Source organism: Sphingobacterium sp. UBA1498 (assembly GCF_002325125.1).
GTDB lineage: Bacteria > Bacteroidota > Bacteroidia > Sphingobacteriales > Sphingobacteriaceae > Sphingobacterium.
In genome coordinates this window covers 1-25,821 of sequence record NZ_DCRG01000039.1, presented here as the reverse complement: position 1 = coordinate 25,821, position 25,821 = coordinate 1, and the positions used below count along the sequence as shown (strand labels likewise).

Below are 25,821 nucleotides of genomic sequence, written 5' to 3'. Positions count from 1 at the left end.
AGCGGTCTTCTATTTGAATTGAACGCTACGGACAGGCTTGAATAATGAGCAACCTATATCCTTGCTATGCTAACGATCTATCCCGATGCACGATATATACTAGAAGCGCCAAAATAGCACACAGCAACATGACCGTAAACGTTCAATTTAAAACCAAATATAAAAATTAAAACTAATATAATTAGCTTTAATTTCTATATTTTTTAGCAAAGAAATATAAAACGCCCATACACCTTAAAATCCAGAAAACAAATAAAAAAACTCTTGCGCTTATAATGAGCGGCTAATATCTACAACATTGAAAATTTGATCAACGTCATCCAGACTTACATCAAAATCAGGATATCTTTTTTTATCCGTGTTAAGTGATCTAAGCGTAAGAATTCCGTTGTTTACATCATGATGAGCGATCTCTTTTATGATAACCCCCTCAAACTTATGCACTATTACCCAATAACGATATTTATGTGTATGAAATTTGGATTGCCATAACTCTGGCTTTATCAAACGCCCCGTAACAATATCGCCATCCAATACACTTGCATCCGTACCATCGGTCATACTATCACCACTAACTTGAAAAGAACGATAAGCTCCTTTATGAAACTCATTGACTGTAATAAAATGAGCAGGTAAGTCGTCCATATATTCCGGATCGGAAAAGCCAGATAAATAACCGGCTTTCGCTTTTTCAGTAACAAGTTTTGTCTGCATCAAATATCTTCCAGGGGAAACTTCAAAAAATATATTGTTCTTGTTTTCATCAATAAACTTAACATCTTCCGAAAAGTATCCTATTGATTTTCCATTTCCCATACTGACCATCGCCACAGTGTCAGACTGAATTGGAGCGACAGTCGCTAGCCTTTCCCCCTTTCCATACAAAAGCCAATCATATTGAATATGAGGAAAAGCCTTCTGAATTCGTGTTTTCATCGTAAGCCCAATCGGATATTCACCCTTTTTTATACGCGAGTACACCTGTTCGCGTACACCTAATAACGACGCAAATTCACGGTTTGTGACACGCATTTCCAAGCGTAAAACTTCAAAATTGTTATTTGAATAAGTCTCCATAGTTGATACTGTACTTAAGAAATGTTACACAAAAACATAACATTGTGACACAAAGTTACACAACTTATAAAACCTAAACAAACAGACCAATTAAAAAAAATAAAAATAACTGATTATCAGTAGTTTAATGTTAAACAAATAAGTTTATTATGTTTCAACAACATAAAAATTTATCAAAAAAAACATTAAAAGATTAACAATTTAGTTTAACTTTGTTTAACAAAACAATTAAATAGCGGCGAATATATAGATGTTAATGAATCGCGCGAACAAAATAATGTTTTAAGAACAGAAGCAACACTACGTTTAACAGGTAAAAAATAGCTCACAACGCATGAACACATTATATTATTCATTTATGATGAGTTTCTTAAAAGAGAATCATCCCGAAATACTAAAATCCATTGATAAGATTTATGAACCTGATCTTTCTAAAATCAGTAAAGTGATAGACTGTTATTGTAAATTCGTAGGTATACCAGCGCAACAAATCACGGGAGAATATATCAATTATAGCGATATTCAACATCGTTACAAAGCTATAGCGGTTGTTTTACGCATTTTTCAACCCGAAAAGTTAACTAATCTAAAAACCAAAGTTAAAAGCACCATTTATAAAGAATTAGGGCCATATTTGAAAATAAATAATGACATTTTACAGAAATCCATCATCTGCGCATGCAACCAATTTGATCTTTACCGGGACTTCAAAATGGAGATCAAGCAGGTTGCCAATTATTACCTTATTGATGCGCGTTTCAATAAAGACTATTGATTTATTTCACGTACATGTTAACCTTATTGACAAAATTCGTCTTCTTCTTATAAACCATATAGATAGTCCTCGAGAAACAATACTCAAGGACTATTCTTGGGATGTAGATTCAAACAACTTATTCATTTTGTGTACTATGTTGTGCATTTTTGACCTGCTTTAATTCCATTTGTAACTTATTATAAAGTTTCATAAGGTCATCATACTTGAGTTGCAAATCGGCTAACGTCCTTGTGCACGCCATACGTTCATCATTTGCTAAACGTAGCGCTTCATTAAGATCTTCAATGATTGCCCGCAGTTGCTCAATATCCTTCGCTAACCTATTCGAATATCCTTCCCATTTCTCGATCACTTTTCCAGCATTTTCAACATTTGTAGCTTCCACTTGAGCTTGCTCTTTGGGCTTTCCGACAAAATATCCTCCAACAGCAGTAGCCACGGGGATAATCAATTTTTCCAAAATTTCAAGTAAGTCCATTCCAATCCTCTTTTATTAACGATTTAAATCTCTCCCAGGGAAATTGTCTCCCTGGATCCTCTTTTCTTCCTGGTGCGATATCTGAATGCCCCAAAATATCCCGAATCGGATATTCACTGATAATTGCCCGGCACACTTCAAGCGCAATACTGATCTGCTTTTCGGTATAGATTTCCTGACCTTTATTCTGTAACTCTATACCTATACTATAGGTATTCAACCCCTTTAGCCCCGCCCATGTACTAGAACCTGCATGCCAGCATCTGACATTAAACGGGGCCAATTGGGTTACAACACCAGTACGACTTATATGAAGATGGGCAGATACTTTACTTCGCGCATCTGTCATCCACTCTATTGCACTAGTCGAATTGGACGCACCATCATAATGCATGATGATGTAAACAGGTTTAATAATACCACCTTTGTTGGGTGTATCTCTATATGAAACACCTAACAGCTTGTTTTCTTTAATTTCCATAGCTTTTATCCTTATTAATTAGTTCTTTTATGTTTGTATTTAGATTACTCCGAGCTTTTATAAGCATCGAATCACATGTGATCAATGAAAGCATTTCTAGCTTTCTCTACACTACAAATTTAAAGGCAGTCAGCTATTAAAACACGGAATAACAGATTGATGTAGTCGGTACGTTGCACTTACCGACTATTTTGGAAAAACACCGCAACAACAATAAATGGTGCGTTCTAAAAACGATCACATCGTTAAAGTTTCATACCGAAGTGTAATCTGGCCATCAAACATTTCCTTCTCTCCTTTGTTTTTTGTTTGTTATAGCATAGGATGAGTTATACCGTTAAGGCTAGGAAGTTGGTTCGCCTAGCCTTTTTTGATAATCATAAACAGAATAACGCCAGTGCCCGCTAATTATATTCAGTTAATATTCCTTAACCCATATCGTGCTAATTAAAGCATGACTCTCGATGAAAGCATTATGCAAGAAAGCTCAATTAAAAGCTCCAGCAGACAATATTAATGCATATAAACATGTCAAGATCTTCAGATTAAGAGCCAACAAGATCCGCACTAAAAAACACGTACACTATATTCCTTCAGGATTTAATTTATTATTTTAGTATTGGATTAACTCGAATGCTACAGGTTATCAAATAACAAATTATACGATTATTAGGCATCGTCGTTTAAGGTTGTACATGGATGGCGCTTGATTTATATGATGATGAATAAGTTTACTTTACTAGTTGGGAATGACATCAATAATATCTCACCCGGAATCAGCTGGAGCGATTTATTAACTAATATTAAAGAGAAATATAAGGTCAGTTCATTAGAAAATGGACTCAAACCCTTCCCCATGTTATATGAGGAAATATTCCTTGGCGCTATCAAAAAACAGCACATTAACGAGAGGGAACTTAAAAGTTATATCTCCGATTGTGTTTCGCAGATCAAGCAAAACGAAATACACCAATTAATTCGGGAGATACCAATCGAAAACATCATAACCACAAATTATGATTTTAGTTTAGAAGGTCAAACCAGCACACGTAATACTGGTTTAATCCGCGAAACAACCTACAGTGTCTTTCGTAGGCATGAAAGTGAACATAAAACCTATTGGCATATTCATGGCGACTGTCTAAACCCCGCGTCTATTAATCTCGGTTATGAGCATTATTGTGGTCAATTGCAAAAAATGAGGGATTATGTCGTTAATGGAACAAATTACAGTTCAGAAACTGTCTACAGAGATTCCTTGATGAAAAGGTTGAATCAGAAAAAAGGAACCAAGCTTCAATCGTGGATTGATCTATTTTTTACACAAGATATCCACATCTTTGGTCTTTCTCTAGATCTTGTGGAAATCGATCTTTGGTGGCTATTAACGTATCGTGCACGTAATAAGTATTATAAACGGAGTAGCTTTATTAAAAATCAATTATTTTATTATACAACAAAAAAATGGTATTCGCTTTCCAAGGATAAGATGCAGTTACTTCAGGCACATGATGTCGAGATTATTGTAATTGACGAAGCCGATAAGACTAAATATTATAAAAAAGTATTAGCAGCAGTAAGAAAGAGATACGAGCTTTCCAGCAGACAGGTACTGGAAAATGGCATCAAATAAAGTCCATCGGATAGCGCCATGGAAACTAGCGAAAGATATCGAAGCATCTTTTAGTTTTCCCTGCTTCATTTGGATTGCAATCCTTATTTTTACTGTTTGACCTTAACAAAGTAAAAATGGCAATAAAAGATATTGAAATTATAAAAACCGAGATATTATCAGATAATTGGTACACGCTAAAAAAAGTAACCTATCAATACAGCAAACCAGACGGTACAGTACAGCAACAAAGTAGGGAAGCTTATGACCGTGGTAATGGCGCGGTTATTCTGCTTTATAACATCAGTTACCAGACCGTAATATTGACCAGACAATTTCGAATCCCAACTTACATAAACGGCAACGAATCGGGTATGCTGATAGAAGCATGCGCAGGTCTGCTTGATCAAGATTCGCCCCAAGATTGCATCCGTAGAGAGACAGAAGAGGAAACGGGCTACCAAATCAAGGAAGCAAAAAAAATATTTGAGGCCTACATGTCCCCCGGGTCAGTAACGGAGATATTGCATTTTTTTATAGCAGAGTATACAACCAACATGAAAGTTAGCGATGGAGGGGGACTGGAGGAAGAAGAAGAGCATATAGAGATCCTTGAAATTAAAATTCAGGATGCTTTACATATGATTGATACAGGAGAAATCAAAGATGGAAAAACTATTATGTTGCTGCAATATATTAAACTGAAAAATATCTTGTAGGCATACAACAGGTTTATAGCCATTTCAAGCAAAATAGCCAATTTCAGCAAAAATAAACTTGGAGCACTCGAAATCTGTGGTAGTTGCCACATAGTAAGGACTTCCATTTTCAAGTACGCTTTAAAGTAAAATAAGCAAGAACAGAACGAAATTATATCTCGTCCAGTCCTTGCTTATTCCATATGAAAAACTCCTAGCGTTTACCCGAATTATTTACGATTTTATCAGCTAATGACTTGAGCTGGACCATATCATCATACTCAAGGTTTAACGTTTGAAAAATCTGCATAGGAATGCAACTCGCTTTTTCTTTCAGCAGCAATCCTTGCTTCGTTAGTTTGATTTTTACCACCCGCTCATCAGATTTGCTTCGTGTCCGGGTGAGCAAGGCTTTGGCCTCGAGACGTTTCAACAGTGGTGTAAGTGTTCCATTATCTAAAAATAGCTTACTTCCTAATTGATTTACCGTTTGCTCATCATTTTCCCATAATGCCATCATGGTGATATATTGTGGGTAGGTCAAGTCGATCTCTTCAAGAATAGCTCGGTATTGCTGCATAATTTCCCTATGCAGCACGTAAACTGAAAAGCAAAGCTGTTTATCTAATTTTAATAAGTCGTCCATCCTACAAAGATATCGAGTTTTCAAGTGATTGAGCGAGCAGCGCCCATCTATTTATATTCAACGACAAAATCCGCTTTGGATACTCTAACTTTTTTCATCGTTGAGATCCAATCTCGGGAGGAGTCTGCTACACCGACATACATTAATGATACACTTTTTAAACCGAGCTTTTCCAGTTCCAATACTTCATCCACCATATGATTATCAAAGCCTTCCGCAGGAGTAGAATCGACGCGAAGTTCAGCCGCTTGGGCTAACGCCAAACCTAAAGCGATATAAGTCTGTCTTGCTGTATGCGCAAAATTTCTTTCGGCAGCTTCATTTAGATAAATCGACTTTAGCTTATCGGTATACGAACCAAAGCGCCCGCGCGGTAGATCGCGTTCGTCTGTTGTATAATCATACACCTGATCGATACGCTCGGCGGTATAACGATCCCATGCAGCGAAAATCAGCACATGCGAACATTCACGCATACACTCCGGATTTAATGCTCCCTTAGCCAACTCCTCTTTTAATGCCTGGTTCTCGACGACCAGCACTTTAAATGGCTGTAGGCCTGAAGACGTAGGGGCTAAACGAGCAGCTTCTACAATCTTGTCTATATCTTCCTGACTAACTTTTCTTTCCGGGTCATACGCTTTTACAGCATGACGCCATTTTAAATCTTCTATTAATGACATATAGTTATATATTTATTTGGATAGAATAACAGCTAATAAAGCCAACAATGCTGGCAACCCCTGTACAATGAATATCTTTTTGCTCGATGTAATTCCACCAAAAATTCCTGCCACAAGAACACATCCCAGAAAAAACAGCCTTACATGTTCACTCCATACCGGATCAGTGATAAAGAACGACCAGGCCAAGCCTGCAACTAAAAAACCATTATACAAGCCTTGATTTGCAGCAAGCCCCTTAGTAGGTTTGAAGAGCTCAGCCGGAAGGGCTTTTCCGAAACTGCGTTTTCCAGCCGTTTCCCAAGCAAACATTTCCATCCATACAATGTACACATGTTCTAAAAGTACAAGTGCTGTAAGCACATTGGCCAAATTGTTCATCTATTATTCGTTAGTTGATACTGTCAATTTAACTTCTATATTACCTCTTGTTGCATTTGAATAAGGACAGACTTGATGTGCCTTTTCAATCAATTCTCGTGCAACTTCAACGCTCACACCAGGAATATTTGCATGTAGTTCAGCGGCGAGACCAAAACCACCATTCTCCAGTTGTCCTATACTGACATGAGCAGTTACAGATGTCTCTCCTGTTTTAACCTTTTCTGATCTGATCACCAAATTCAACGCACTATCAAAGCATGCTGCATACCCTGCTGCGAAAAGCATTTCGGGATTAGCATAATCGTCATTGGCGCCGCCAAGACCTTTAGGCATACGAACAGCTAAGTCCAATACGCCATTTTCACTTTTTACCTGACCGTTTCGTCCGCCTTTTGCTGTCGCACCGATGTTATATAACGTTTTCATATTTTAATTTGTTTTAATTTGACCATACAAATGTACATCAAGAAATTATATTGCGCAAAATATAATATTGTAATTTACATTGAAATGAGAATCATTGCCTCTGGAACGACCACCTGAAATTGAAAAACAATTTCAGGCAATAAACGTTATAATTTGAATCTTACAAGGATCCAGCATTTATAAAGCGAATGATCCTTTTCACTAAGAATTTTTGTGTTATTAAATCTTACAAACAAATCACAGATGGCAACAAATAAAATAGCGCTGTTGACCGGAGGCAGTCGGGGCCTCGGTAAAAACATGGCAATTCATCTTGCGAAAAAGGGTATTGATGTCATATTGACCTACAACAGTAATCGGGAAGAAGCTGATAAGGTCGTTTCACAACTCCAATCTTTGGGACGAAAAGCTACTGCTTTTCAATTTGATGCTGGTTGTATAGGGTCGTTTGATACTTTTATTGAACGAGTTAAACAGTATTTAAAGGAAGAAACAGGACAACACAACTTCGATTTTTTGATCAACAATGCGGGAACTGCATTATATGCTCCGTTCATGGAGACGACCGAAGAACAGTTTGATACAGCTTATAATATACACTATAAGGGTGTATTTTTCCTTACGCAAAAAGCATTACCTTATTTGAACGACGGCGGACGTATTATAAACATCTCTTCAGGCCTTGCTCGTTTTGCGTCTCCAGGAGCATCTGCGTATGGCGCTATGAAAGGAGCTATCGAGGTGCTGACTAGATATCTTGCTAAAGAACTTGGTCATCGTGGTATTGCAGCAAATGTTGTTGCCCCTGGTGCTATTGAAACCGACTTCGGAGGCGGCCGTGTGCGGGACAATAAGGAAACTAATGCACAAATTGCAGCGGTTACAGCGTTGGGACGTGCCGGTGTACCTGACGATATTGGTGGTGTGGTTGCGTTTCTGTGTACCGAAGAGGCAAAATGGATCAATGGACAACGTATTGAAGTGTCTGGTGGAATGAATCTTTAATATAGTGGAATGAATATTAATATAGTGGAATGAATATTTAACAGCTAGGTTTCGCAACAAAACTGAATCTATTTTGCATAAAGACAGTAATTTCGCTAAGTTTGAAATCCATGATAGCAACATATTTCCGCTCTATTGGTCTCTTTGAAGAAGAAGAGATCAATCAAATTGTCGATCTTTTCGAATACAGAGAGTTGAATAAAAACGACTTTTTCATCAAAGAAAATCAGCGCTGTCATGAGGTTGCATTAATACAGTCAGGGATTTTCCGCTCCTTTTATAGTAGCGTCAATAAAGAGGATATTACTTATTGTTTCCGCTTTCCGAATACTTGGATAGCGGCCTACTCCTCCTTCATTACGGGCGGACCAAGTATAGAGAACATGCAGGCGATTACGCCTGTTGAACTGTGGGTGATCAAAAAAAATATCATTAACGAACTTGCCACAAACAACCTAAAATGGACAACGTATCTTAAAATGATTGCTGAAGAGCAATATCTTGAGCTCGAAAAACGTGTTTTTCAATTGCAAAAAGAGACTGCGTCACAACGTTATGCTAATTTAATCAAAGACCATCCAGAGTTTATCCAACAGCTTCCTCTAAACTATGTTGCTTCCTACTTAGGCATAACACAACGTCATTTAAGTCGCATTCGCAATCAAATCTCTTTTTAGACATTTGTCCTATAACAACAGTATTCGTATGACTATTTTTGAGATATAATACAAGGTCATGAACAAAAAAATACTTATTATCAATGGACACCCAAATCGGGAGTCTTTCAATTTTGCCATTGCAAATGCTTATCAAAAAAGTGCAGAAGCGTCCGGAGCTGTAGTACGAACGATCCATATCATCGACCTAGACTTCAATCCAAATCTTCAATTTGGTTATCGCAAACGGACCGAACTTGAACAAGACCTACAGCTTGCCTGGGAAGACATCCTATGGGCCGATCATCTGGTCTGGGTACATCCCGTTTGGTGGGGTGGGCTCCCTGCCTTGATGAAAGGCTTTATTGATCGACTCTTTTTACCTGGGATGGCATTTCAATACCGTGAAAACTCTCTTTTTTGGGACAAATTATTAAAAGGTAAATCCGCTCGAATCATTACGACACTTGATCAGCCGAGTTGGTATTACACGCTGATATACCGTAGTCCCAGCGTTAATCAACTAAAAAAATCGACACTGCAATTTTGTGGAATATCACCCGTTAAGGTCACCTACATAGGCGTTATCAAAACTTCCGATTCAATTCAGCGGGACAAATGGCTACATAAAGTACAGCAGCTCGGTTACAGACAGGCATAAGCTCAATCCGATGAATTTGGCGAATCTTCAAAAGAAAAAATGATGATTAATCTTTATCCAATCGCAAGTTCGGATCCATTTCAGCTTACCAACGGTACTGCATTCTAGCCGTAAATACATCATCTTTAAGATCTGCTGAAAAGTTTGGCAAACTTGTCGCTTCATTGGTGACATGTTCATTATAGACCGTAAACTTAAGTCTATTGCTAAATTGATAAGCGAGTCCATAGCCAACTGTACTAAACTTGACATCACCATCAGCCGTAAAATTACCGGCCATGCCAATCGTCGAACCACTTGCTTTGGTATTTGGGTCATATACATCGTATGCAACCATTGCAGTAAATCCGGTACGACCGATTTCCTGTGTTAACCAAAGATAGTAACCGTTGAATTTACGTTGATAAAGGTCGGTTGTCGGTTGCGTTGTAAAACTTCTACTGGCATAAGGACCTTTAATATCTACACCACCTGCAACGCCGGGCTGATCTCCAGCAACATATTCTGTTTTAAAACTAGACTTACCAAAGCTGTTATCAAGCTCGATCTGTAAGTTTGCGCCATAATAATTTCTACCGATGGCTTTACCCTCATTTTCTTCGCTGGTATATGCACTATACCCATTATTATTAGCCGTGTAGTAGGTTTTGGTATCGTTACGGACAGATCCCTTATAAAACGAACCACCGAATCCGAGATGGACTTTTTTATCCGCAAGACTATCGAATTTAAAAGCTAGATTACCGATCAGATCTTTTTTTGAATCATAATCTTTAGCGGAATGGCCGCTGCCATTAACCAATGCTAAATCGAGGTTTAGAAATTTAGCTTTACCTCCCGGATGGTAGCTAACCATCCCCCCTAGATCACGTTCTCGAGGCATCAGCGTTTGAAATACCCGTGCTCTTTCAGGGAAATCCCGATATCCTGAAGAATATACGATGGAGTATCCAAATGGTCTATTAAAAAGACCAGCAGTCAAACTCAGCCCTTTCTGGCTAGGGTGTCGTAACTGGATAAATGCATCCATTAGCTGTACTCCATCCTGGGTTGCATCCAACTGGAATACAATACTGGAGTAAGTGTCTACACGGTCAATTTTAAGACGCCCCCTGCGTATCATAAATCTATTGTCCGAATTCTTTGAAAAATCACCGCCCGAAAAAGAAGTTATTCCGGGGGACTGCGCCTTTTGAAACTGTGTCTGAAGGTATCCCGTAATTTTGATATCATGTGGGTCATAGCTGGAAGGCGCATTATTATTTTGCGCAATCGCTACGACAGGACCTATCAGTGCTAAGAGTAAAACTACTTTTTTCATGAGATTTCGAATAAATTTTCTTTTTCGATTGAGATGCTATATAAGGAGAATCGTTTTTCCTTCTTCTACATGATCATCATTTCAATGGCGTAAAAATAGATTCTCAATATTAAGTTAATATTAATAAATTGTTAGTCTATTAATTTATATACATAAAATTAATGATTTGGTAATAACCACATATCAATTTTATTCCTTTTATTCATATAGAGTCATCGTTTGTGTAAGACTATTAATATATCATCATAAAAAAAGCGAGACATCAATTAAGATGCTCGCCTATCATTTTTTTATTCGGTAATAAGAATTAATTACCGTAACCTGGATTTTGCTCTAAATTAGGATTTGAGGAAACCTCAGACTGAGGAAGTGGCCATATAAAAGATTTATCTGTATATAGAATTGCTGCACGCTTAGGTTCAACAACTACCCCTGGTTTGTAATTCTCCAAGCCTCCAGCAGTAAGCTGATCAGATAAAACTTTTGCAGGAATACCATTTTTTCCATAAGGACTTAGCGCTAAACGGTGTAAATCTCCCCAACGCTTTCCTTCTCCAGTAAACTCAATTCTGCGTTCCTGATAGATGGCCAGTTTTAGGTCACTAGGTGCAACAGAGAACTGTTTGTTTGAAGGGACTGCTCTATTTCGAACCGCATTTAACAATGCAAAAGCCTGATTATTATTACCTTTATAAGCATAGGCCTCAGCAGTATTCAACAATACTTCTGAGTATCTAATAATTGGGTTCCAAGAATCTAAGGTAGCGATTGCCCTATATTTATAATTAAAAACCATTTTATAACTGCCTGTTGTCTGGATATATTGCAACTTAGTTTTTCTAGCATCTCCCTCTACCCAGAAATCGGCATTGTAAAGGTTAGGACTAGTAGCGATTAAATCACGCCCTTTAAAGGCGCTAGCAGAGAACATGCTCGCTATTGCTCCGTTTGTACCTCCATTTTGAGCTTGCGTTTGAGAAATAGAGAAAATTGATTCCAAGTTATTCGCCTGAGAAGTAAATGGAGTCTCAACATCCGTTTCCAGCTTATACCCCCCAATCGGAGAAGTGAATGTACCAGACCCTAAATCAGCACCTAATTTCTTACCTTCAGCGATCACATTATCATAATCTGCCATGTGTAGGTAAACTCTAGTTTTCAATGCAATTGCCGCACCTTTAGTTGCTTTGGAAATCGACAGGGCCTTATCTGCTTTAGTTGCAGGAAGATAATTTTCTGCGTTATTGAGATCTTCAATAATCTTGGCATAATCTTCAGCAACAGTACCACGTTTTTGAGAGATTCCTTCTTCTACATCAGGTGCGCCCATCATAGCTTTTGTCCGATACGGCACACCTAAATTACTACCTTTATTATCGGCATAAGGCTTACAAAAATGTAAAACCAACTCGTGATGAGCCAAGGCTCTTAAAAACAGTGCTTCACCTTTATAGGCATTACTTTCGTCTTGTGTAATAACACCTTTTCCAACGGCTTCTTCAACTCCTTTGATAAAGACATTGGCCTGATTTATTAAGGCGTACAATTGCTCCCAATGATTTACATTATTAGCTGTAGTTGCTGTATAAGTTCCTTCATAAGTGATTTGATAAAAAGCCTGAAGATTAATCATATCTTCACCGCGCATTTCACCTTGCTCAATTGAAGCCCCACCGAATGGATATCCACGTCCAGTGGTCAAACCTGTTCCAGGATTATAACGGCCCACAGCTGCCTGCCAATAGACACCATTTAAGGCTAACTCGATATTTTGTTTAGAGCTAAAGGCTGTCTTATCCGACAACTTATCCAACGGCGAAAGCTCAGTAAATTTTTTACATGAAGGCATGGCGAGTACCATTAATAACCCAGCCAACGCAAGTTTACTCTTATATTTTAGTTTCATTTTTATTTCAAATTAAATAAGTCATTAATTAAAATGAGGCATTAACGCCAAATGTAAAGGTTCTTGGAAGAGGATTAGATCTGAAGTCCAATGCAGGTTGGGCATTTGAAGTTGAACTATTTGCTAGATCCGGATCTAACCCTTTATAACCTGTGAGTACAAACGCATTATCTACCGTAGCAAATACACGCAGCTTATTCAAATAAATAGTTTTCAAGAATGGTGCATTGGAAAAATTATACCCTACCCCAATACGCTGCGCTCTCAAATAAGCTCCATTTTCCAAGAAACGACTGTTTAAACTGCCATTTAAATTCAATGCATTATCAACACCATAATACAATTTTGGCACATCAGTTTCTTGTCCCGGAGTAGTCCATCTATCAAGTAATTCTTTTCCCGCATTTGCAAAGTTGGTATGGTTAAGCAATTCCTGTCGGGTTTTGTTGTAAATCTTATATCCAAAAGCAAAACTGAAATTTAGTGACATATCAAATCCTTTATAGGCAAAGGTATTGTTAAAACCACCAAACCATTTAGGATTTCCTTGCCCTAGCCATTTCTTGTCAGACTCACCCAATGCCGCTCCAGAAGTACTCTTTACATTGGTTGGATCTGCTTCATCATAAAATGCATAACTTGTGGTTCCTCCAATATTTTGAACAACACTTCCGTCTGCCTTGACATACATTGCATTTCCATTTGCCTTATTTACGCCAGCATACTCATACCCATAAAAAGAACCCAGCGCATGCCCTACTTCTACCCGGTGGTAGTTATATGGAATTGGCCGCCCTGCAAGCGTCTTAACAGTGTTTTTCACATAAGTTGCATTTAAATTGGTATTCCAGGCAAAATTTCCTTTTTTAATAATAGCTCCAGACAAACTAGCTTCAATCCCTTTATTAGACATAGTACCAATATTCTGCGCAATGATATTGTCTGGAATACCTAACGAAGGTGCTGTAGGAACCTGCAAAATCATATTGTTTATATTGTTGACAAAATAGTCCGCAGTAAAGAAGAATCTATCTTTAAGAAATGCTAAATCAACACCAACATTCCATTTGTTACTAGTTTCGAACTTCAGCTTATCGTTTCCTGCCTGATAGAAACGAATAGCATTTTCTGAACCATATTGCGTTGCCGAAAACAATCCCGCATAAGGATATAATCCTATTTCAGTATTACCGACTTTAGCGTAACCACCACGAAGCTTAAACTGAGAAATCACGTTACTATTAAAAAAATTCTCTTTAGCCACATCCCATCCCAAGGAAACCCCTGGAAGAACAGCACCTTGCTCACCAAAAGGAAGGTCGGAAAGTTTATCATGACGCAAAGACGCAGAAACTAAATATCGCTCTTTAAACGCGTAGTTTAATTTTCCGAAAATAGAGCTAAATGATCTTTCAGAAGCAGCTCCCCCTAATAATTGATTTGTTAATGATCCTGAAATAATATTTTCGTTTTCCGCAAAATAAGTAGATGATAATCCAAATCCATGCGCAAAGAAATATCGGGTTTTTGATTTTTGGTATTCCGATCCCACGACAACAGATAGTGAGTTATCTGTCCATTCAGTGGTGTAATTCAGCAAATTCTGCCAGTTGTAGAGGTTTCTTGGCAAAGAATACTGATAAACACGACCTCCAACGCTTTGTCCGTCACCATGTCCTGGATCCCAGTAAAGGAAATCTTCTCCATTTTGTACGGTAACCCCAATTTGCGATCTAAAACTAAGTCCCTTTAAAATTTCAACATTGATAAATCCGTTTCCATTAAAAGACAGCATATTAGATTTATAAATATTCTTATCAAGAACATATCGTTGATTTGTATAACTACCATAAATAGGGAGCTTGTTACTACCTTGGCCAAGGCTTTTTAAATCCGCGGACAAATTATAGCTGCCGTCAGCCCATTTCGCAGGAACATTTGGAAATGCAAAAATTGCTGCAGCCACATTCGAAGAAAGTCCCGCTTCTGAGGTATTAAAACCATAGTTGGTTTGATTATTAACCGCTGAATTAAAACCGATTGTAACTTTATCATTAAAAACCTTTTGCTCAGCTTTGGCTCTCAAAGAAAATTTTTGTAAACTATTGGCATCAGATATCCCCTGCATGTTTGTAAAGCCACCGGAAAAATAATAATTTGTTTTTTCTGTAGCTCCGCTAAACGATAATGCATGATTATGTTGAAGACCTGTTCTGAAAATCTCCTTTTGCCAATCTGTGTCATAAACTTGACCGCTTACAGGATCTTTTGTTTCAAACGCGGCATCAGCCTGATTTGAATTTTTTCGTTTCTCATTCGTGATCTCTATAAATTCTTTCGCATTTAAAAGATCAAAATATTTTGAAGGAGAGGCTGCAGCAACCCAACCATCATAAGTCATGACAGGTGCCCCTACTTTCCCCTTCTTAGTTGTAATTAGGATAACACCATTTGCAGCACGAGATCCGTAAATAGCTGTAGCAGCTCCATCTTTCAATACTTCTAAACTGGCAATATCATTGGGATTGATATCCGCTAACGGATTATTTGCCATAATTGCACCATTGTCATCCGATAGGTAAGGAACTCCGTCAATCACATATAGTGGGGAACTGGAGCTAGAAATTGAGTTTGTACCACGAATGCGAATCTTAGCAACCTGTCCCAGTAAACCCGAAGTTGTTGAAACTTGAACACCGGCTGCCTGCCCCTGTAATGCTTTATCTAAAGAGGGAACTGGAATATCCTTAATTGTTTCACCTTTGATTGATGTAATTGCACCTGTTATTTCACGTTTACGTTGTGTGCCATATCCGGTCACAATAACTTCATCTAGCGCTGATGAAGATCCATCTAAGCTTACATTATACAAACTTGAATTTTGGTTAACTAAAACTGTTTTCTCCGAAAACCCAACTGATCGAAAAATTAATGCTTTTCCTGAAGGGACGCTAATAGAATAATTACCATTTGAATCCGTTTGAGTGGCTTGGTTGGTACCCTGAACAAGCACAGTAACGCCTGGTAATCCTTTACCATTTACTCCTGTTACACGTCCATTAACCTTCTTTTCTTGAGCGAATGCAACCGATGTAATGATCGCACCCCCCAGTAAAAAACTGAGTAATTTGTGTTTCATATGTTTATGTTTATTTAAATTAATATGTTTCGTTAGCAATGAAGAAAAACACTTTGGCTAGTTTTTTACTTTCCGAGAATATTAAGTGTGATTTCCAGTTAGTCTCATATCGTTAGACTTAGAGAGGCTCTAATGTTAAGGATATGTTAAAGCAAATATTATAATATATTTTCACATTTACAACTAGTATATCATATTTGGGAATAAAATATTAACAAGAGACACACATACAGGAGCTTACATAATAAAAAAGGCTTCACATTCTAACAACAATGTGAAGCCCTTTTTTATCTTTCAAATAGATCGTAAGTCAATACATCGAATAAAAGAGATACAAGAAAATTATTTCCATCATTATTAAAAAAGAAAGCCGCATAATTTTAGAACTATGCAGCTTTCTCGTTAATGTATTTTATTATTTTACTTTCTTCAACTTCAATATAAATGTTCCCTGGTTTCCATATTTAGAAAACACATATTGGACATTCAATTGAATTTCATCAGTACATGGATTAACAAAACTCGACGAAGAAGGGCCTGCAGTCGATACAGTTAATGATCCATATGCTCCCCCCCCCCCATAGACACCTGCTACCGTAGCTTCATCTCCTACTAAAGTCGATTTCACAACTGCCGAATTATCTTCAGTACTGATATCAACAACAAATGGTTTAAATGATGGATCAATTCCTGGAATCGTCAATTGACTTCCTCCTGATTTAGTTATTGTAACTTTTTGTCCCGGTTGAAAATCTCCCCACGCATCTGAAACTATCTCAAATTTACCATCAGCTAAAAATCCATCGATATCAAATCCACAAATACAACTATAACGAATCGTTGGGTTTGCACCCGGTTGTTGTGACACACTTGATCCATAAGGCACCCCCCCACCTAAAGGAAATGCAAGATAAGTCTTATTATTACTAGTTACATAGTTTGCCCCAATATCAAAATTATCTCCACTCACAATTGTCCCAAAAAGCTGTTTTAATTGTGTACCGGAAAGATCAATATCAACAGGAAAACTCGCTACCTGACTTTTAATAACCTTGGCATTTTTAGCATCATTGTTTTTCATCACAACAATATCCAAATATTTGGGTTTTTCGGAGTCTTTAAAATAAAGATCAATCTTAAATTTCGCATTGAACTTTTCTGGCTCATTATCTTTTACCGCAACATCACCAGAAACTTTTGTAATCGTAGGTTGGTTAATATATACGATACCATCCGGCATAGTCGGGTTATCACTTTTTCTGCATGCAGCAACAACAACGATAGTTAACAGCACGACTGAATATAATATTTTTTTCATATTTTTAAATAATTAAGGCATCCAAAACACTTTAGCGGTACTTAAATCAGTTTTCTGTGCGGGTGCATTCAAATTTTTACTGATTTCATCTAGAATATAAGGCAAAGAATTTGGGAATTTACGAATGGAAACAACTGGTACTGTTGGCATATCATCGCCACCATTACCTCCTGAAGGAGGCGTCATTTTCCCTCCAAATTTATTCGGATCAAATAAAATTGGATACCCTGTTCTTCTGTAGTCGTTATATGGTTCAACCCAAGCGCCGACATTTGACACCCATTTTTGAGTCATTATCAATTCCATTTTCTTTTCGTCATTAGCAGCGTTAAAGGCAGTAACAGCTTTATTAACAAAGTTTGTTGTCGCAGTGGAAGTTGCCAAAACTGGGATATTCTGTGCTGACCCATTTTTTGAAACAACATAATCAACCATCTTCATAGACTCATTTAATGCCGATTGAAATGTTGCAGATGCATCACCCGAGATCACACCAGCCTGAATAAGCTCAGCTTTCCAAAATAACATATCCGAATAGGTAATCAAACGATATGGCGCCGCCCCCGTTCCACTACTTGCAGAAGCTGTTCCACCCTGCCCATCATCATAACGTCCACCAACAGGATAAACACCAAAAACAGTTATAGTATTTTGGTTATTTTTTCCTTTGTTCGGTCCCTGGGTACCAAAATACATAGAAACAAACCCTCCATCACGGTATTCAATATCACTCAATGGCCCTGCAGTAGCCTTAATTTGGTTAAAGAAATAATAGGGGATACGAGGATCACTATTCGAAGTCATGATTTCACTATTATACCCCTTCATGATTTCATAAAGCCATGGGCTGACATATAAAGTACGTTGAGAAGCATAATATTCACCAAATCCAGGGTTTCTATCATCCGTAGCTCCATTCGGACCGAACGGTACCATAAATGACTCTGCTGTCGAAGATATTAATTTATTTGATGCAATTAATGCGGCGAGTTCAGCTTTGACATCTTTAACTTTTCGCTGCTGAAGTAATAACTTAAATTTTATCGAGTTAGCTGCCTTAACCCAAGAATCGATTTTACCACCATAGATCACATCATCTGCACCTGGGCTAACACCAGAATTCGCTCCTAAATTTGAAATTCCTTCATCTATTAAAGCTACTAGTTGCGGATAAATATCTTTACCTTCATCATATTTAGGATACTTTATTCCTTCAACTAGCTGGTTCGCTTCCGAAAATGGTACCGACCCAAATAAATCTACCAATACCGAAAATGTATATGCTTTGATAATTTTTGCAATACCAACGTAGTGCAGATCACCAGAGGCAGTGCTCTGCTTAATAATAATATCCGTATTTGTTAGTACCTCACGATAAGCATAGTCCCAACCCTGCCCCCAATAGAAATCATTCCCCCCAGCACCATATTGATCCGCGTTTCCATACATTACCATTTGATGGGTATAAGCAGATAAATTGTTTCCAAAACCAGTTCCCATAGCTAAACTTTCACCTAGATATTTTTCAATTCTTGGCAATAGAACTTTAGATTCGATCGCGGTCGGGTTATTAGGATCAGTATTTATATCCAAATCCTTTGAACAGCCCACGGCTGCAAATGATAAGGCGATTAGTACAATATTTTTAAAATTTTTCATTCTTAATTCAGTTTAAAATCTCACTATTAAGTTAAAACCGTAGCGTCTCGTCGTTGGAGCGGCAGATAATTCAACTCCTTGAACTGCCGATGAACCAAAACTGTTAACCTCTGGATCAAAATTCGAGTATTTTGGAAACCCAGGTGCAAAATGCCATAAATTACGTCCGGTAACGCTCACATTGACTCCCTTAATAAAACCGCTATTGAAAATCCGTTTAGGAAATTCATATCCTAATGAAACCTCTCTTAAGCGATAAACAGTAGCATCGTAAATGTTCCACTCCGTAGCTGTATTAATAGCGAAGGTCTGTCCAGCAGTCGCATCAGGCGAGAAATACAAATCGTTAACAGTTAATTTCGTCTGGTTCCAAATCTTATTTCCGTTATCGTCTAAAATTGGCTTACCCGTGGTTGGATCACCATACACACCAGGTAAAATTGCATTAAACTCGCGATCCTCTGTTAATTTGGATGCACCTCTACCCAATAGGGATGAATTGGTTACTGAATACATTTTTCCCCCCTTGGTCCAATCAAATAATGCTGCAAATGTGAAGCCGCGATAAGAAACCATATTGTTTATACCTAATTTGAAATCAGGGTTAGGGTCACCAAGATTATACTCCTGAGATTGATCCTCAATCATACCTCCATTTTTAGGATTAATCAATAAATTTCCTTCATCATCACGCAGCGACCTCGTCCCTCTGAGATAACCATAAGGCATTCCGGGTTCGAGATAAGTTGAAATTGAACCGCTCAAAATTGCCCGCAATGGCATTCTCTCTGTTCCTTCGATTAGTTCCTTTACGATATTTTTGTTTTTTGTGAATGCAAAGCGCATTTCCCATTTAACCTGACTATCAGTCCTCAAAGGAGAAACAGTGAGTCCAATCTCGAGACCTTTATTATTGATTTTCCCAAAATTTGTAAAATATTCATCGTAGCCTGAAGAAGTCGGAACGGAAATCGGTGCTAACAAATTTGTAGAATTACGATTATACCAAGTTACATCCAAATTGGCTTTCCTAAATAGTCGTAACTCTAATCCTAGTTCCACCTCTTTCGTAAATTCGGGTTTTAAATTAGGATCGAAGGAGCGTGTATTAACGGCACCTGTAGGTTGCCCCAAGAAATTAGGGGAGATAACAAAAGTATTCATTAAGCTATAAGGATCTGTATCCCTACCTACCTTGGCCCAAGAAGCTCTTAATTTACCAAAATTTAAAATATCATTTTCTATTTTTAACGCATCTGTGAAAACGAAAGAAGTTGAAACTGCTGGATAGAAGTATGACCTCGCACTCTTTGGTAAGGTAGACGACCAATCATTTCTTCCTGTTAAATTCACTGTCCAATAATTGCGGAAATTTAACTCTGCCTCCGCAAAAACTCCCATAATACGCCTTTTAAAAAAATCGTCAGTGATGAATGCCTGTTGAGCAGTATTCGTCAACGAATGAATCCCCCTGGTAATAAACCGTTTACCTTCATCTGTATTTCTTTCTGTAACACGTTGATTATAGTTGAAACCTATCGATCCAGTAAAAGTAAAATCTTCATTAATCTTAGGGTTAAACATGCTTCGGAAGGTCGTTTCCAATTCTCTGTGGTTACGACCATCAATAACCAATCCTCCCAAACCTTCATATGCTCTAGACGAAATTTCATATATCTCATTCCGATTCATAAAATTCATACTGGTACCTAAGTTGTAGTCCAATTTCCACCATTCATTAACCTTATAGTTAGCACCAAATGACGCCAGCACTCTATTCTCCCTGGTATCCGCATAATTGTTGTAAGCAGACCAAATTGGATGATCAAATTGTGCTCCACCAAGCCAGTTTAAATTATTTCCATTTTTGTCTTCCCAAGGTAAGCTCATATCCCAGTTACGTGCCAAAAATAAAGAGCGGGCAAATGAAGAAGCAGCGCCATCTACTTGGTTCTCTCCAAAATAGCCACCTCTTTGATTTGAATTGGAAAGGGAGATATTACCTTTTACATTGAATTTATCCGAAACTTTTAGATTTCCGCCGGCACCAATATTATAACGTTTAAAAAAAGAATTTAAGGCATAACCTTTGTGATCCATTTGCGAAACCGTTAAATTAAATCCGGCTACGTCCGTGGCGCCATTGATATTGACAGAGTTTTCCCATACTACTCCTGTCCGAAATTGATCTTTTACATTATTTGGATAGGCACGATAAGGAACCTTACCTCCCACAGGAAATATTCCCGCTGCGACATAAGGATTCCATGCAGGTATGCTATCTAAATTTTTGAAAGCAGGCCCCCAAGAACCGTTTGAGTTTGAATAGTTCATCTGAGATCCAGCGCCAAAAGAATTTTGATAATCTGGCAAATTGGCTATCTTTTCAAATGAAACAGAACTTTTTAATGTCACCGTTGTCGGTACATTAAATTTAGAGGTCCCAGATTTTGTTGTGATAAGGACGACGCCATTTGAGGCTCTCGAACCATACAATGCCGCTGCTGCAGACCCTTTCAAGATATTCATGCTAGCAATATCATTCGGATCCAGATTGGCAATACCAGATGAATAAGCACCCCCTCCTGATGTCATACTTGAGGTTTCCGTCATAGTATTATCATATGGCACCCCATCTACAATGATTAAAGGTTGAGTATCTGCAGTGAATGAGTTATTACCACGCATTTGAAATCGGGTCGCAGCCCCAGGAGTACCTTGCGAAGTCCGAATATCCACCCCTGCAACTTTACCTTGAAGATTTTTTAACAAATCAGGCTCCGAATTTTGAACCAACTCGTCAGGTTTAACTTGTGTCGTGGAGTATGTCAAATTCCGAGATTGGCGTTCAATCCCTAAGGCCGTTACAACGACCTCTTCTAACGCTCTATCGGCAGCCGACAACGAAACATTAAACGATGATTGTCCCTCCTTTACAATAATCGTTTTGTCTCCATAACCAACTGAACGAAAAATTAAAACCTTTCCATTTGGAACTGAAATCGAATAGTTACCATTTGGATCTGTTTGGGTTGCAACATTTGATCCTTGTACAACGATTGTTACCCCTACTAACGGTTTCCCGTCGGTTCCTGTAACATGACCGCTCACCTTTCTCTCCTGTGCAAACGCCACAGAAGTTAGGATCATACTACCCACGAAAAAACTGAGTAATTTGTGTTTCATATGTTTGTGTTTATTAAAATGTTTATTCTTGGTAATATACATTTGGTTAGTAATATACTTTCCAATAATTTATAAAGCATTATAGTTAGTATCGTTTTTCCCCTTGGATTGCTCCATATGTTAAAAAACGTTAAATACAAATTTATAACTATTTTTAACATTTGCAATGCAAGCATAATTTATTGATAACAATTAATTTATAAACAGAATTAAAACCCTAAATATCAGTAATTTAATTTTAAAAATTTCACATACTTAAGTAACATTGTTACATTATTAAAGAAAACTATTTGCATCAAAACTTATCTGTTTATGTAAAATGATATATTAACTTTCCAACTTTACTGTGAGATGGCCTTCCCAATTATCTTTAGGGTAAAAACTTCTTGCCCCCCCTATCCTCTACCTCGACACATAAGCGACTCGTAGTGTCTTGTGAACCTTTTCCCTGTAGCTTCAACACCAGCCGTAAACATTTATCTCAATGCAAATACAAAAATATCGAACTCCATAAAGAAACGAATAGTGCAATATGTCAACTCAAAATCCTTAGTGAGAATCTTTCTTCGTTCCTGCGCACTGTTCTATCACATAGCTATCATTCTGCTTAAAGAAAACTTATGGAGAGTAAACTTAGGCTCGCACAATAGTCAATCTTGTGTGATCGTTGTGGTAAACTAGTCAATATTGTGTGTTTGTTGTATTAAGCTATAGCCAAGCAATACGTCACCAATAGCTGACAAACTCCTAACTTTTTCCCACCTTTGCTCGAATTTTCTTCGCGCAGGCTTCGAATCTCCCTCGGATTAAATTCGAGGAACAGCTATGGAAAATGCGAGGCCAATTCTATAAAAGGCAGGAGTTAGTAGGGAATTGGTAGAGAAAAAATCGCCGCAAGGCGGCACCTCTATCCCCAAGTCAGGTGGCTTTTGACAGCGCTTTGGGATTTCTTCTCGAAACGTTCCTAACAATTGTGCTCCCAATTCTACAGTTGAGCAAGAAGCATTTCTCAACACTCCTCAAGCAAAATTCAAAGGCTAAGAATCCGTTATTTTTTTTTGGATATTGACCTCTAATCACATTGCGCTTTTTTTTAGCAGAATCAAAATACCAGTGAAGTAGGTTTTTCTTTGTTCAATTTTCTTACACAACATTTGCATAAATAGTACTATATCTATACTTAAGCAGTGCGTCACGCGTATTTGAATTATATAGGTCATATAACCCTAAAAAGGCTAACAATTTTAGGGTATTCATCATTAAGTTTGTTAGTAGTTACTTCAATAACCAACAGTATATAGCATCCATCTCCTATCAAAATCGGCTTGTTTGGGAGCCAAGGTACGTCCAAATGAGGAGTTACACAGATCTGTAATATTGTCGTTAAGCGTTTCAAGCCAAAGAGAAGCCGAATTTTATTTGGACTAACCAGCCGAGTTAGTCGGCGCAGTGATGATGTTCTGTGATCACTCTCTTTTGTTCATAAGGCGTCTTTAGTCAGATTCTCACATTATAAATGTGAGACTGCGCACCGCGTTAAAAACTAAGGTTATAACACTTTAAACATCAATTATCAAAAAAATATACATAGCTATTATGCAAACATAGAATAAAAATATTCCATGAATTTACATCCACAAAATCGCTAAAAAATTGAAGTGGTGTTGCTGCATTTTTTATAAACGATAAATACGGTAATTTCTATCGCAATTACCGTATTTATCGTTTATCATTGTTTTCCTATTAATAGTCGGATAACGTTTTCAATTAATAACATTTGAGATGATGATAACAACTCCTAATTTAGGTATTACTATTGAAAATTATTAATAAGATCTGCAGCAAACGTTTTAACAATAGTTGTCTTTTGCTTGCCATTATTAGGGACTACATCAAATGATACTCTCACATATGTATCATTATTTAAATATCTTGCAATTACTGGAGGATGTGTACGGGTTGTAAAACCAAAATATACCGAACCTGAAGAAGTTATAACTTTTTTATCTATTCCCATATATTCCAATTCACCTACAATCTCATCGGGTTTCAATCCAGGCGCTGCAATTCGTAGATCCTCAGTTACGACTTCTTGATGATAATTCTGAATAGTTGCCCCAGTAATTGAATTGTTAATTACATCAGGATTTGTTACTAGTTGAAAGGACTGCGGATCTACTGAATATTCAGCTAAATAATATTTCATCATCACGTTTTCGTTAGGTGGTACAACCGGTGCACTATTGGAAATCACGACCTTAGGTTTTGCGGAAAGGTTGAATATCCCAAGACTTCCGGTATAATTCGGTATGTTTCCAGGGGCTCCTGAAAGACCTTGAGTACCGGAAATAAACAACGTGGTAGAAAAGAGTCCATTAGGGTCATGATTAATAGATCCATTGATCTGCATCTTCGTGTCCATGATTAAATTGACTTTTTGTTCTGAATATCCACCACCACTTCCCCCAGTAACTAGTGAACTAAGCGCATTAAATATGCTAGACCCCCCGGTTTTTAGATTTTTATTAGCGGCTTCATCGATACCATTTTTGACCTTCTCAAGTTTAATAGGACCAAAGCTATTAGAGAAGAAATTACCTAAAACTTTTGAACCGGTCGCAAATAAACCTAGGCCACCTGTTCCGACGTTGATCGCACCTGAAACCAATTGCCCGAAAAAACTCGATGTTGGCTTAGGAGTTTGAACCGTACCGTTAATTTCACCTTTTTGAACTCCATCAAGGTTAACTTGGTCAACGCTAGCAGAAAACATATTCCAACGCAATTGGTTGCTTGTGTAATCCTTATTTTTCAAACTAGGATCATAAGCCAATTGAAATTCTTCGGCATACCAGGAACCACTTTGATAAATTTTCTCCTGTTGAACTTTAGAAATAGTTAGTGGGTTTTCTGCAAAATCGATCGCTTCTTGGTTATCGAAACTTAATATACTCGATTTATTCTCCGTTCCTTTTAAATCAAGCTGGAATGTTACCTGCGTCGTTTCAACGCCAGATTTTGGTAAAAAATAATAATAGATACGCATTGTTCCTCTATACTTATTGTATAGAACAAAGTATGGCGCATCAACTTTTACAGTCGAATTGAAAGTATTAAAATACATTTCCCAACCGTCTTCAGGTTTATAATCACTTAGATAGTCATTTGGAAATGACCTTGATGCACCACCTGCCCAAGGAGCAGGAACAATTTCGTTCGGCCCATTATTAAATGATGATAAATTACTCCAGTCTAAAGATGGAGATGGTGTGTTTGCTTTGAGTGAAACACTTTCTAAGCTTTCGTTTAATGTTTGATCAGCTACTAATTCTTTACTGCAGGAGCTACTGCTCAGTGCAATAACTGCAAGGGCAAAATAAATTGGTTTTTTCATTTTAATTTAATGTATCTAATTGAATGACTTATATACGCAATATATAAAAATAAATTAGTTTAAGTTGCAACATTTTAGTTAAAAACCATCTTTTAAACAATCGTAAAAGAAAAAAAATACCGTCAAAATATTTGAAAACGCAGGTGATTAACTCTAAAACAAACAGTATTCAATACAATTAAATCATCTAAAGTAAGTAATAACTTTTCAAAGAAATGACAAAAAGAGGCTGTCTCAAAATGACAGTCTCTTTTTTTTGCATTATCTAAGGCTCATAATTTGTTTTAATTGTTTGATTTTCATATATTTATAG

Annotated in this window: 20 protein-coding genes; 6 read left to right on the top strand and 14 right to left on the bottom strand. The window is 37.5% G+C overall.

Annotated elements, in window-relative coordinates; all coding sequences use genetic code 11:
- Nucleotides 1-270: 270 nt before the first annotated feature.
- Nucleotides 271-1,077: a hypothetical protein gene (locus B3139_RS20465; RefSeq protein ID WP_293885377.1), complete on the bottom strand. Its 807-nt coding sequence runs from the start codon at nt 1,075-1,077 to the stop codon at nt 271-273.
- 334 nt (nt 1,078-1,411) lie between these two features.
- Between B3139_RS20465 and B3139_RS20460 the strand changes: the two genes are divergently transcribed.
- On the top strand, nt 1,412-1,852 hold the full coding sequence (locus B3139_RS20460) for a hypothetical protein (protein ID WP_293885376.1): 441 nt from the start codon (nt 1,412-1,414) through the stop codon (nt 1,850-1,852).
- A 118-nt stretch (nt 1,853-1,970) separates the two neighbouring features.
- Here the strand turns inward: B3139_RS20460 and B3139_RS20455 are convergent, their stop codons facing one another.
- Nucleotides 1,971-2,333, bottom strand: a complete 363-nt coding sequence (locus B3139_RS20455) for a hypothetical protein (RefSeq protein WP_293885374.1) — start codon at nt 2,331-2,333, stop codon at nt 1,971-1,973.
- Nucleotides 2,320-2,814 (bottom strand): N-acetylmuramoyl-L-alanine amidase, encoded by a 495-nt coding sequence (locus B3139_RS20450; RefSeq protein ID WP_293885372.1) that lies wholly within the window; start codon nt 2,812-2,814, stop codon nt 2,320-2,322. Before B3139_RS20450 ends, B3139_RS20455 begins: the two co-directional genes overlap by 14 nt.
- A 715-nt stretch (nt 2,815-3,529) precedes the next feature.
- On the opposite strand from B3139_RS20450, the gene B3139_RS20445 reads away from it, so the two are divergent.
- Both B3139_RS20445 and nudK read left to right on the top strand, forming a co-directional pair.
- Entirely contained in the window at nt 3,530-4,447 is a 918-nt protein-coding gene (locus tag B3139_RS20445; protein ID WP_293885370.1) for an SIR2 family protein, read from the top strand.
- Between the two features lie 116 nt (nt 4,448-4,563).
- On the top strand, nt 4,564-5,145 hold the full coding sequence (gene nudK / locus B3139_RS20440; protein ID WP_293885368.1) for a GDP-mannose pyrophosphatase NudK: 582 nt from the start codon (nt 4,564-4,566) through the stop codon (nt 5,143-5,145).
- Nucleotides 5,146-5,338: 193 nt separating this feature from the next.
- On the opposite strand, the gene B3139_RS20435 is transcribed toward nudK, so the two are convergent.
- The 4 genes from B3139_RS20435 to B3139_RS20420 are packed head-to-tail and all read right to left on the bottom strand — an operon-like array spanning nt 5,339 to nt 7,263.
- Nucleotides 5,339-5,770, bottom strand: coding sequence for a MarR family winged helix-turn-helix transcriptional regulator (locus tag B3139_RS20435; RefSeq protein WP_209576537.1), 432 nt, complete (start codon nt 5,768-5,770; stop codon nt 5,339-5,341).
- Nucleotides 5,771-5,817: 47 nt separating this feature from the next.
- A complete protein-coding gene (locus B3139_RS20430) occupies nt 5,818-6,453 on the bottom strand; it encodes a nitroreductase family protein (RefSeq protein WP_293885366.1) in 636 nt (211 codons plus the stop codon).
- Between the two features lie 12 nt (nt 6,454-6,465).
- On the bottom strand, nt 6,466-6,834 hold the full coding sequence (locus B3139_RS20425; protein WP_209576541.1) for a DUF1304 domain-containing protein: 369 nt from the start codon (nt 6,832-6,834) through the stop codon (nt 6,466-6,468).
- Between the two features lie 3 nt (nt 6,835-6,837).
- Nucleotides 6,838-7,263 (bottom strand): organic hydroperoxide resistance protein, encoded by a 426-nt coding sequence (locus tag B3139_RS20420; RefSeq protein WP_293885364.1) that lies wholly within the window; start codon nt 7,261-7,263, stop codon nt 6,838-6,840.
- A gap of 243 nt (nt 7,264-7,506) precedes the next feature.
- Here B3139_RS20420 and B3139_RS20415 point away from each other — a divergent pair, with 243 nt between their 5' ends.
- From B3139_RS20415 to B3139_RS20405, 3 genes are all read left to right on the top strand, one after another.
- Nucleotides 7,507-8,268: an SDR family NAD(P)-dependent oxidoreductase gene (locus B3139_RS20415; RefSeq protein ID WP_293885362.1), complete on the top strand. Its 762-nt coding sequence runs from the start codon at nt 7,507-7,509 to the stop codon at nt 8,266-8,268.
- A gap of 110 nt (nt 8,269-8,378) precedes the next feature.
- On the top strand, nt 8,379-8,945 hold the full coding sequence (locus B3139_RS20410) for a Crp/Fnr family transcriptional regulator (RefSeq protein ID WP_293885360.1): 567 nt from the start codon (nt 8,379-8,381) through the stop codon (nt 8,943-8,945).
- A gap of 58 nt (nt 8,946-9,003) precedes the next feature.
- A complete protein-coding gene (locus B3139_RS20405) occupies nt 9,004-9,585 on the top strand; it encodes an NAD(P)H-dependent oxidoreductase (protein WP_293885358.1) in 582 nt (193 codons plus the stop codon).
- Between the two features lie 85 nt (nt 9,586-9,670).
- Here B3139_RS20405 and B3139_RS20400 read toward each other — a convergent pair whose 3' ends face one another.
- The 7 genes from B3139_RS20400 to B3139_RS20370 form a co-directional block, all read right to left on the bottom strand.
- Nucleotides 9,671-10,906 (bottom strand): porin, encoded by a 1,236-nt coding sequence (locus tag B3139_RS20400; protein ID WP_293885357.1) that lies wholly within the window; start codon nt 10,904-10,906, stop codon nt 9,671-9,673.
- Nucleotides 10,907-11,213: 307 nt separating this feature from the next.
- Nucleotides 11,214-12,812, bottom strand: a complete 1,599-nt coding sequence (locus tag B3139_RS20395) for a RagB/SusD family nutrient uptake outer membrane protein (protein ID WP_293885356.1) — start codon at nt 12,810-12,812, stop codon at nt 11,214-11,216.
- Nucleotides 12,813-12,840: 28 nt separating this feature from the next.
- Nucleotides 12,841-15,951, bottom strand: a complete 3,111-nt coding sequence (locus B3139_RS20390) for a SusC/RagA family TonB-linked outer membrane protein (protein WP_293885354.1) — start codon at nt 15,949-15,951, stop codon at nt 12,841-12,843.
- Nucleotides 15,952-16,366: 415 nt separating this feature from the next.
- Nucleotides 16,367-17,269, bottom strand: a complete 903-nt coding sequence (locus tag B3139_RS20385; RefSeq protein ID WP_293885352.1) for a hypothetical protein — start codon at nt 17,267-17,269, stop codon at nt 16,367-16,369.
- 12 nt (nt 17,270-17,281) lie between these two features.
- Complete coding sequence (locus B3139_RS20380) at nt 17,282-18,928, bottom strand: SusD/RagB family nutrient-binding outer membrane lipoprotein (protein WP_293885350.1); 1,647 nt, start codon at nt 18,926-18,928, stop codon at nt 17,282-17,284.
- A 12-nt stretch (nt 18,929-18,940) separates the two neighbouring features.
- The gene (locus B3139_RS20375; protein WP_293885348.1) at nt 18,941-22,114 is read right to left on the bottom strand and encodes a SusC/RagA family TonB-linked outer membrane protein; all 3,174 of its coding nucleotides are present in this window, start codon (nt 22,112-22,114) and stop codon (nt 18,941-18,943) included.
- Nucleotides 22,115-23,927: 1,813 nt separating this feature from the next.
- On the bottom strand, nt 23,928-25,508 hold the full coding sequence (locus tag B3139_RS20370; protein ID WP_293885346.1) for a hypothetical protein: 1,581 nt from the start codon (nt 25,506-25,508) through the stop codon (nt 23,928-23,930).
- Between the last annotated feature and the right edge of the window lie 313 nt (nt 25,509-25,821).

What these genes read in the sequence shown, in the direction of transcription:
- B3139_RS20465 (WP_293885377.1), bottom strand. Translation starts at nt 1,077, where the DNA reads ATGGAGACTTATTCAAATAACAATTTTGAAGTTTTACGCTTGGAAATG.
- B3139_RS20460 (WP_293885376.1), top strand. Translation starts at nt 1,412, where the DNA reads ATGAACACATTATATTATTCATTTATGATGAGTTTCTTAAAAGAGAAT.
- B3139_RS20455 (WP_293885374.1), bottom strand. Translation starts at nt 2,333, where the DNA reads ATGGACTTACTTGAAATTTTGGAAAAATTGATTATCCCCGTGGCTACT.
- B3139_RS20450 (WP_293885372.1), bottom strand. Translation starts at nt 2,814, where the DNA reads ATGGAAATTAAAGAAAACAAGCTGTTAGGTGTTTCATATAGAGATACA.
- B3139_RS20445 (WP_293885370.1), top strand. Translation starts at nt 3,530, where the DNA reads ATGATGATGAATAAGTTTACTTTACTAGTTGGGAATGACATCAATAAT.
- nudK (WP_293885368.1), top strand. Translation starts at nt 4,564, where the DNA reads ATGGCAATAAAAGATATTGAAATTATAAAAACCGAGATATTATCAGAT.
- B3139_RS20435 (WP_209576537.1), bottom strand. Translation starts at nt 5,770, where the DNA reads ATGGACGACTTATTAAAATTAGATAAACAGCTTTGCTTTTCAGTTTAC.
- B3139_RS20430 (WP_293885366.1), bottom strand. Translation starts at nt 6,453, where the DNA reads ATGTCATTAATAGAAGATTTAAAATGGCGTCATGCTGTAAAAGCGTAT.
- B3139_RS20425 (WP_209576541.1), bottom strand. Translation starts at nt 6,834, where the DNA reads ATGAACAATTTGGCCAATGTGCTTACAGCACTTGTACTTTTAGAACAT.
- B3139_RS20420 (WP_293885364.1), bottom strand. Translation starts at nt 7,263, where the DNA reads ATGAAAACGTTATATAACATCGGTGCGACAGCAAAAGGCGGACGAAAC.
- B3139_RS20415 (WP_293885362.1), top strand. Translation starts at nt 7,507, where the DNA reads ATGGCAACAAATAAAATAGCGCTGTTGACCGGAGGCAGTCGGGGCCTC.
- B3139_RS20410 (WP_293885360.1), top strand. Translation starts at nt 8,379, where the DNA reads ATGATAGCAACATATTTCCGCTCTATTGGTCTCTTTGAAGAAGAAGAG.
- B3139_RS20405 (WP_293885358.1), top strand. Translation starts at nt 9,004, where the DNA reads ATGAACAAAAAAATACTTATTATCAATGGACACCCAAATCGGGAGTCT.
- B3139_RS20400 (WP_293885357.1), bottom strand. Translation starts at nt 10,906, where the DNA reads ATGAAAAAAGTAGTTTTACTCTTAGCACTGATAGGTCCTGTCGTAGCG.
- B3139_RS20395 (WP_293885356.1), bottom strand. Translation starts at nt 12,812, where the DNA reads ATGAAACTAAAATATAAGAGTAAACTTGCGTTGGCTGGGTTATTAATG.
- B3139_RS20390 (WP_293885354.1), bottom strand. Translation starts at nt 15,951, where the DNA reads ATGAAACACAAATTACTCAGTTTTTTACTGGGGGGTGCGATCATTACA.
- B3139_RS20385 (WP_293885352.1), bottom strand. Translation starts at nt 17,269, where the DNA reads ATGAAAAAAATATTATATTCAGTCGTGCTGTTAACTATCGTTGTTGTT.
- B3139_RS20380 (WP_293885350.1), bottom strand. Translation starts at nt 18,928, where the DNA reads ATGAAAAATTTTAAAAATATTGTACTAATCGCCTTATCATTTGCAGCC.
- B3139_RS20375 (WP_293885348.1), bottom strand. Translation starts at nt 22,114, where the DNA reads ATGAAACACAAATTACTCAGTTTTTTCGTGGGTAGTATGATCCTAACT.
- B3139_RS20370 (WP_293885346.1), bottom strand. Translation starts at nt 25,508, where the DNA reads ATGAAAAAACCAATTTATTTTGCCCTTGCAGTTATTGCACTGAGCAGT.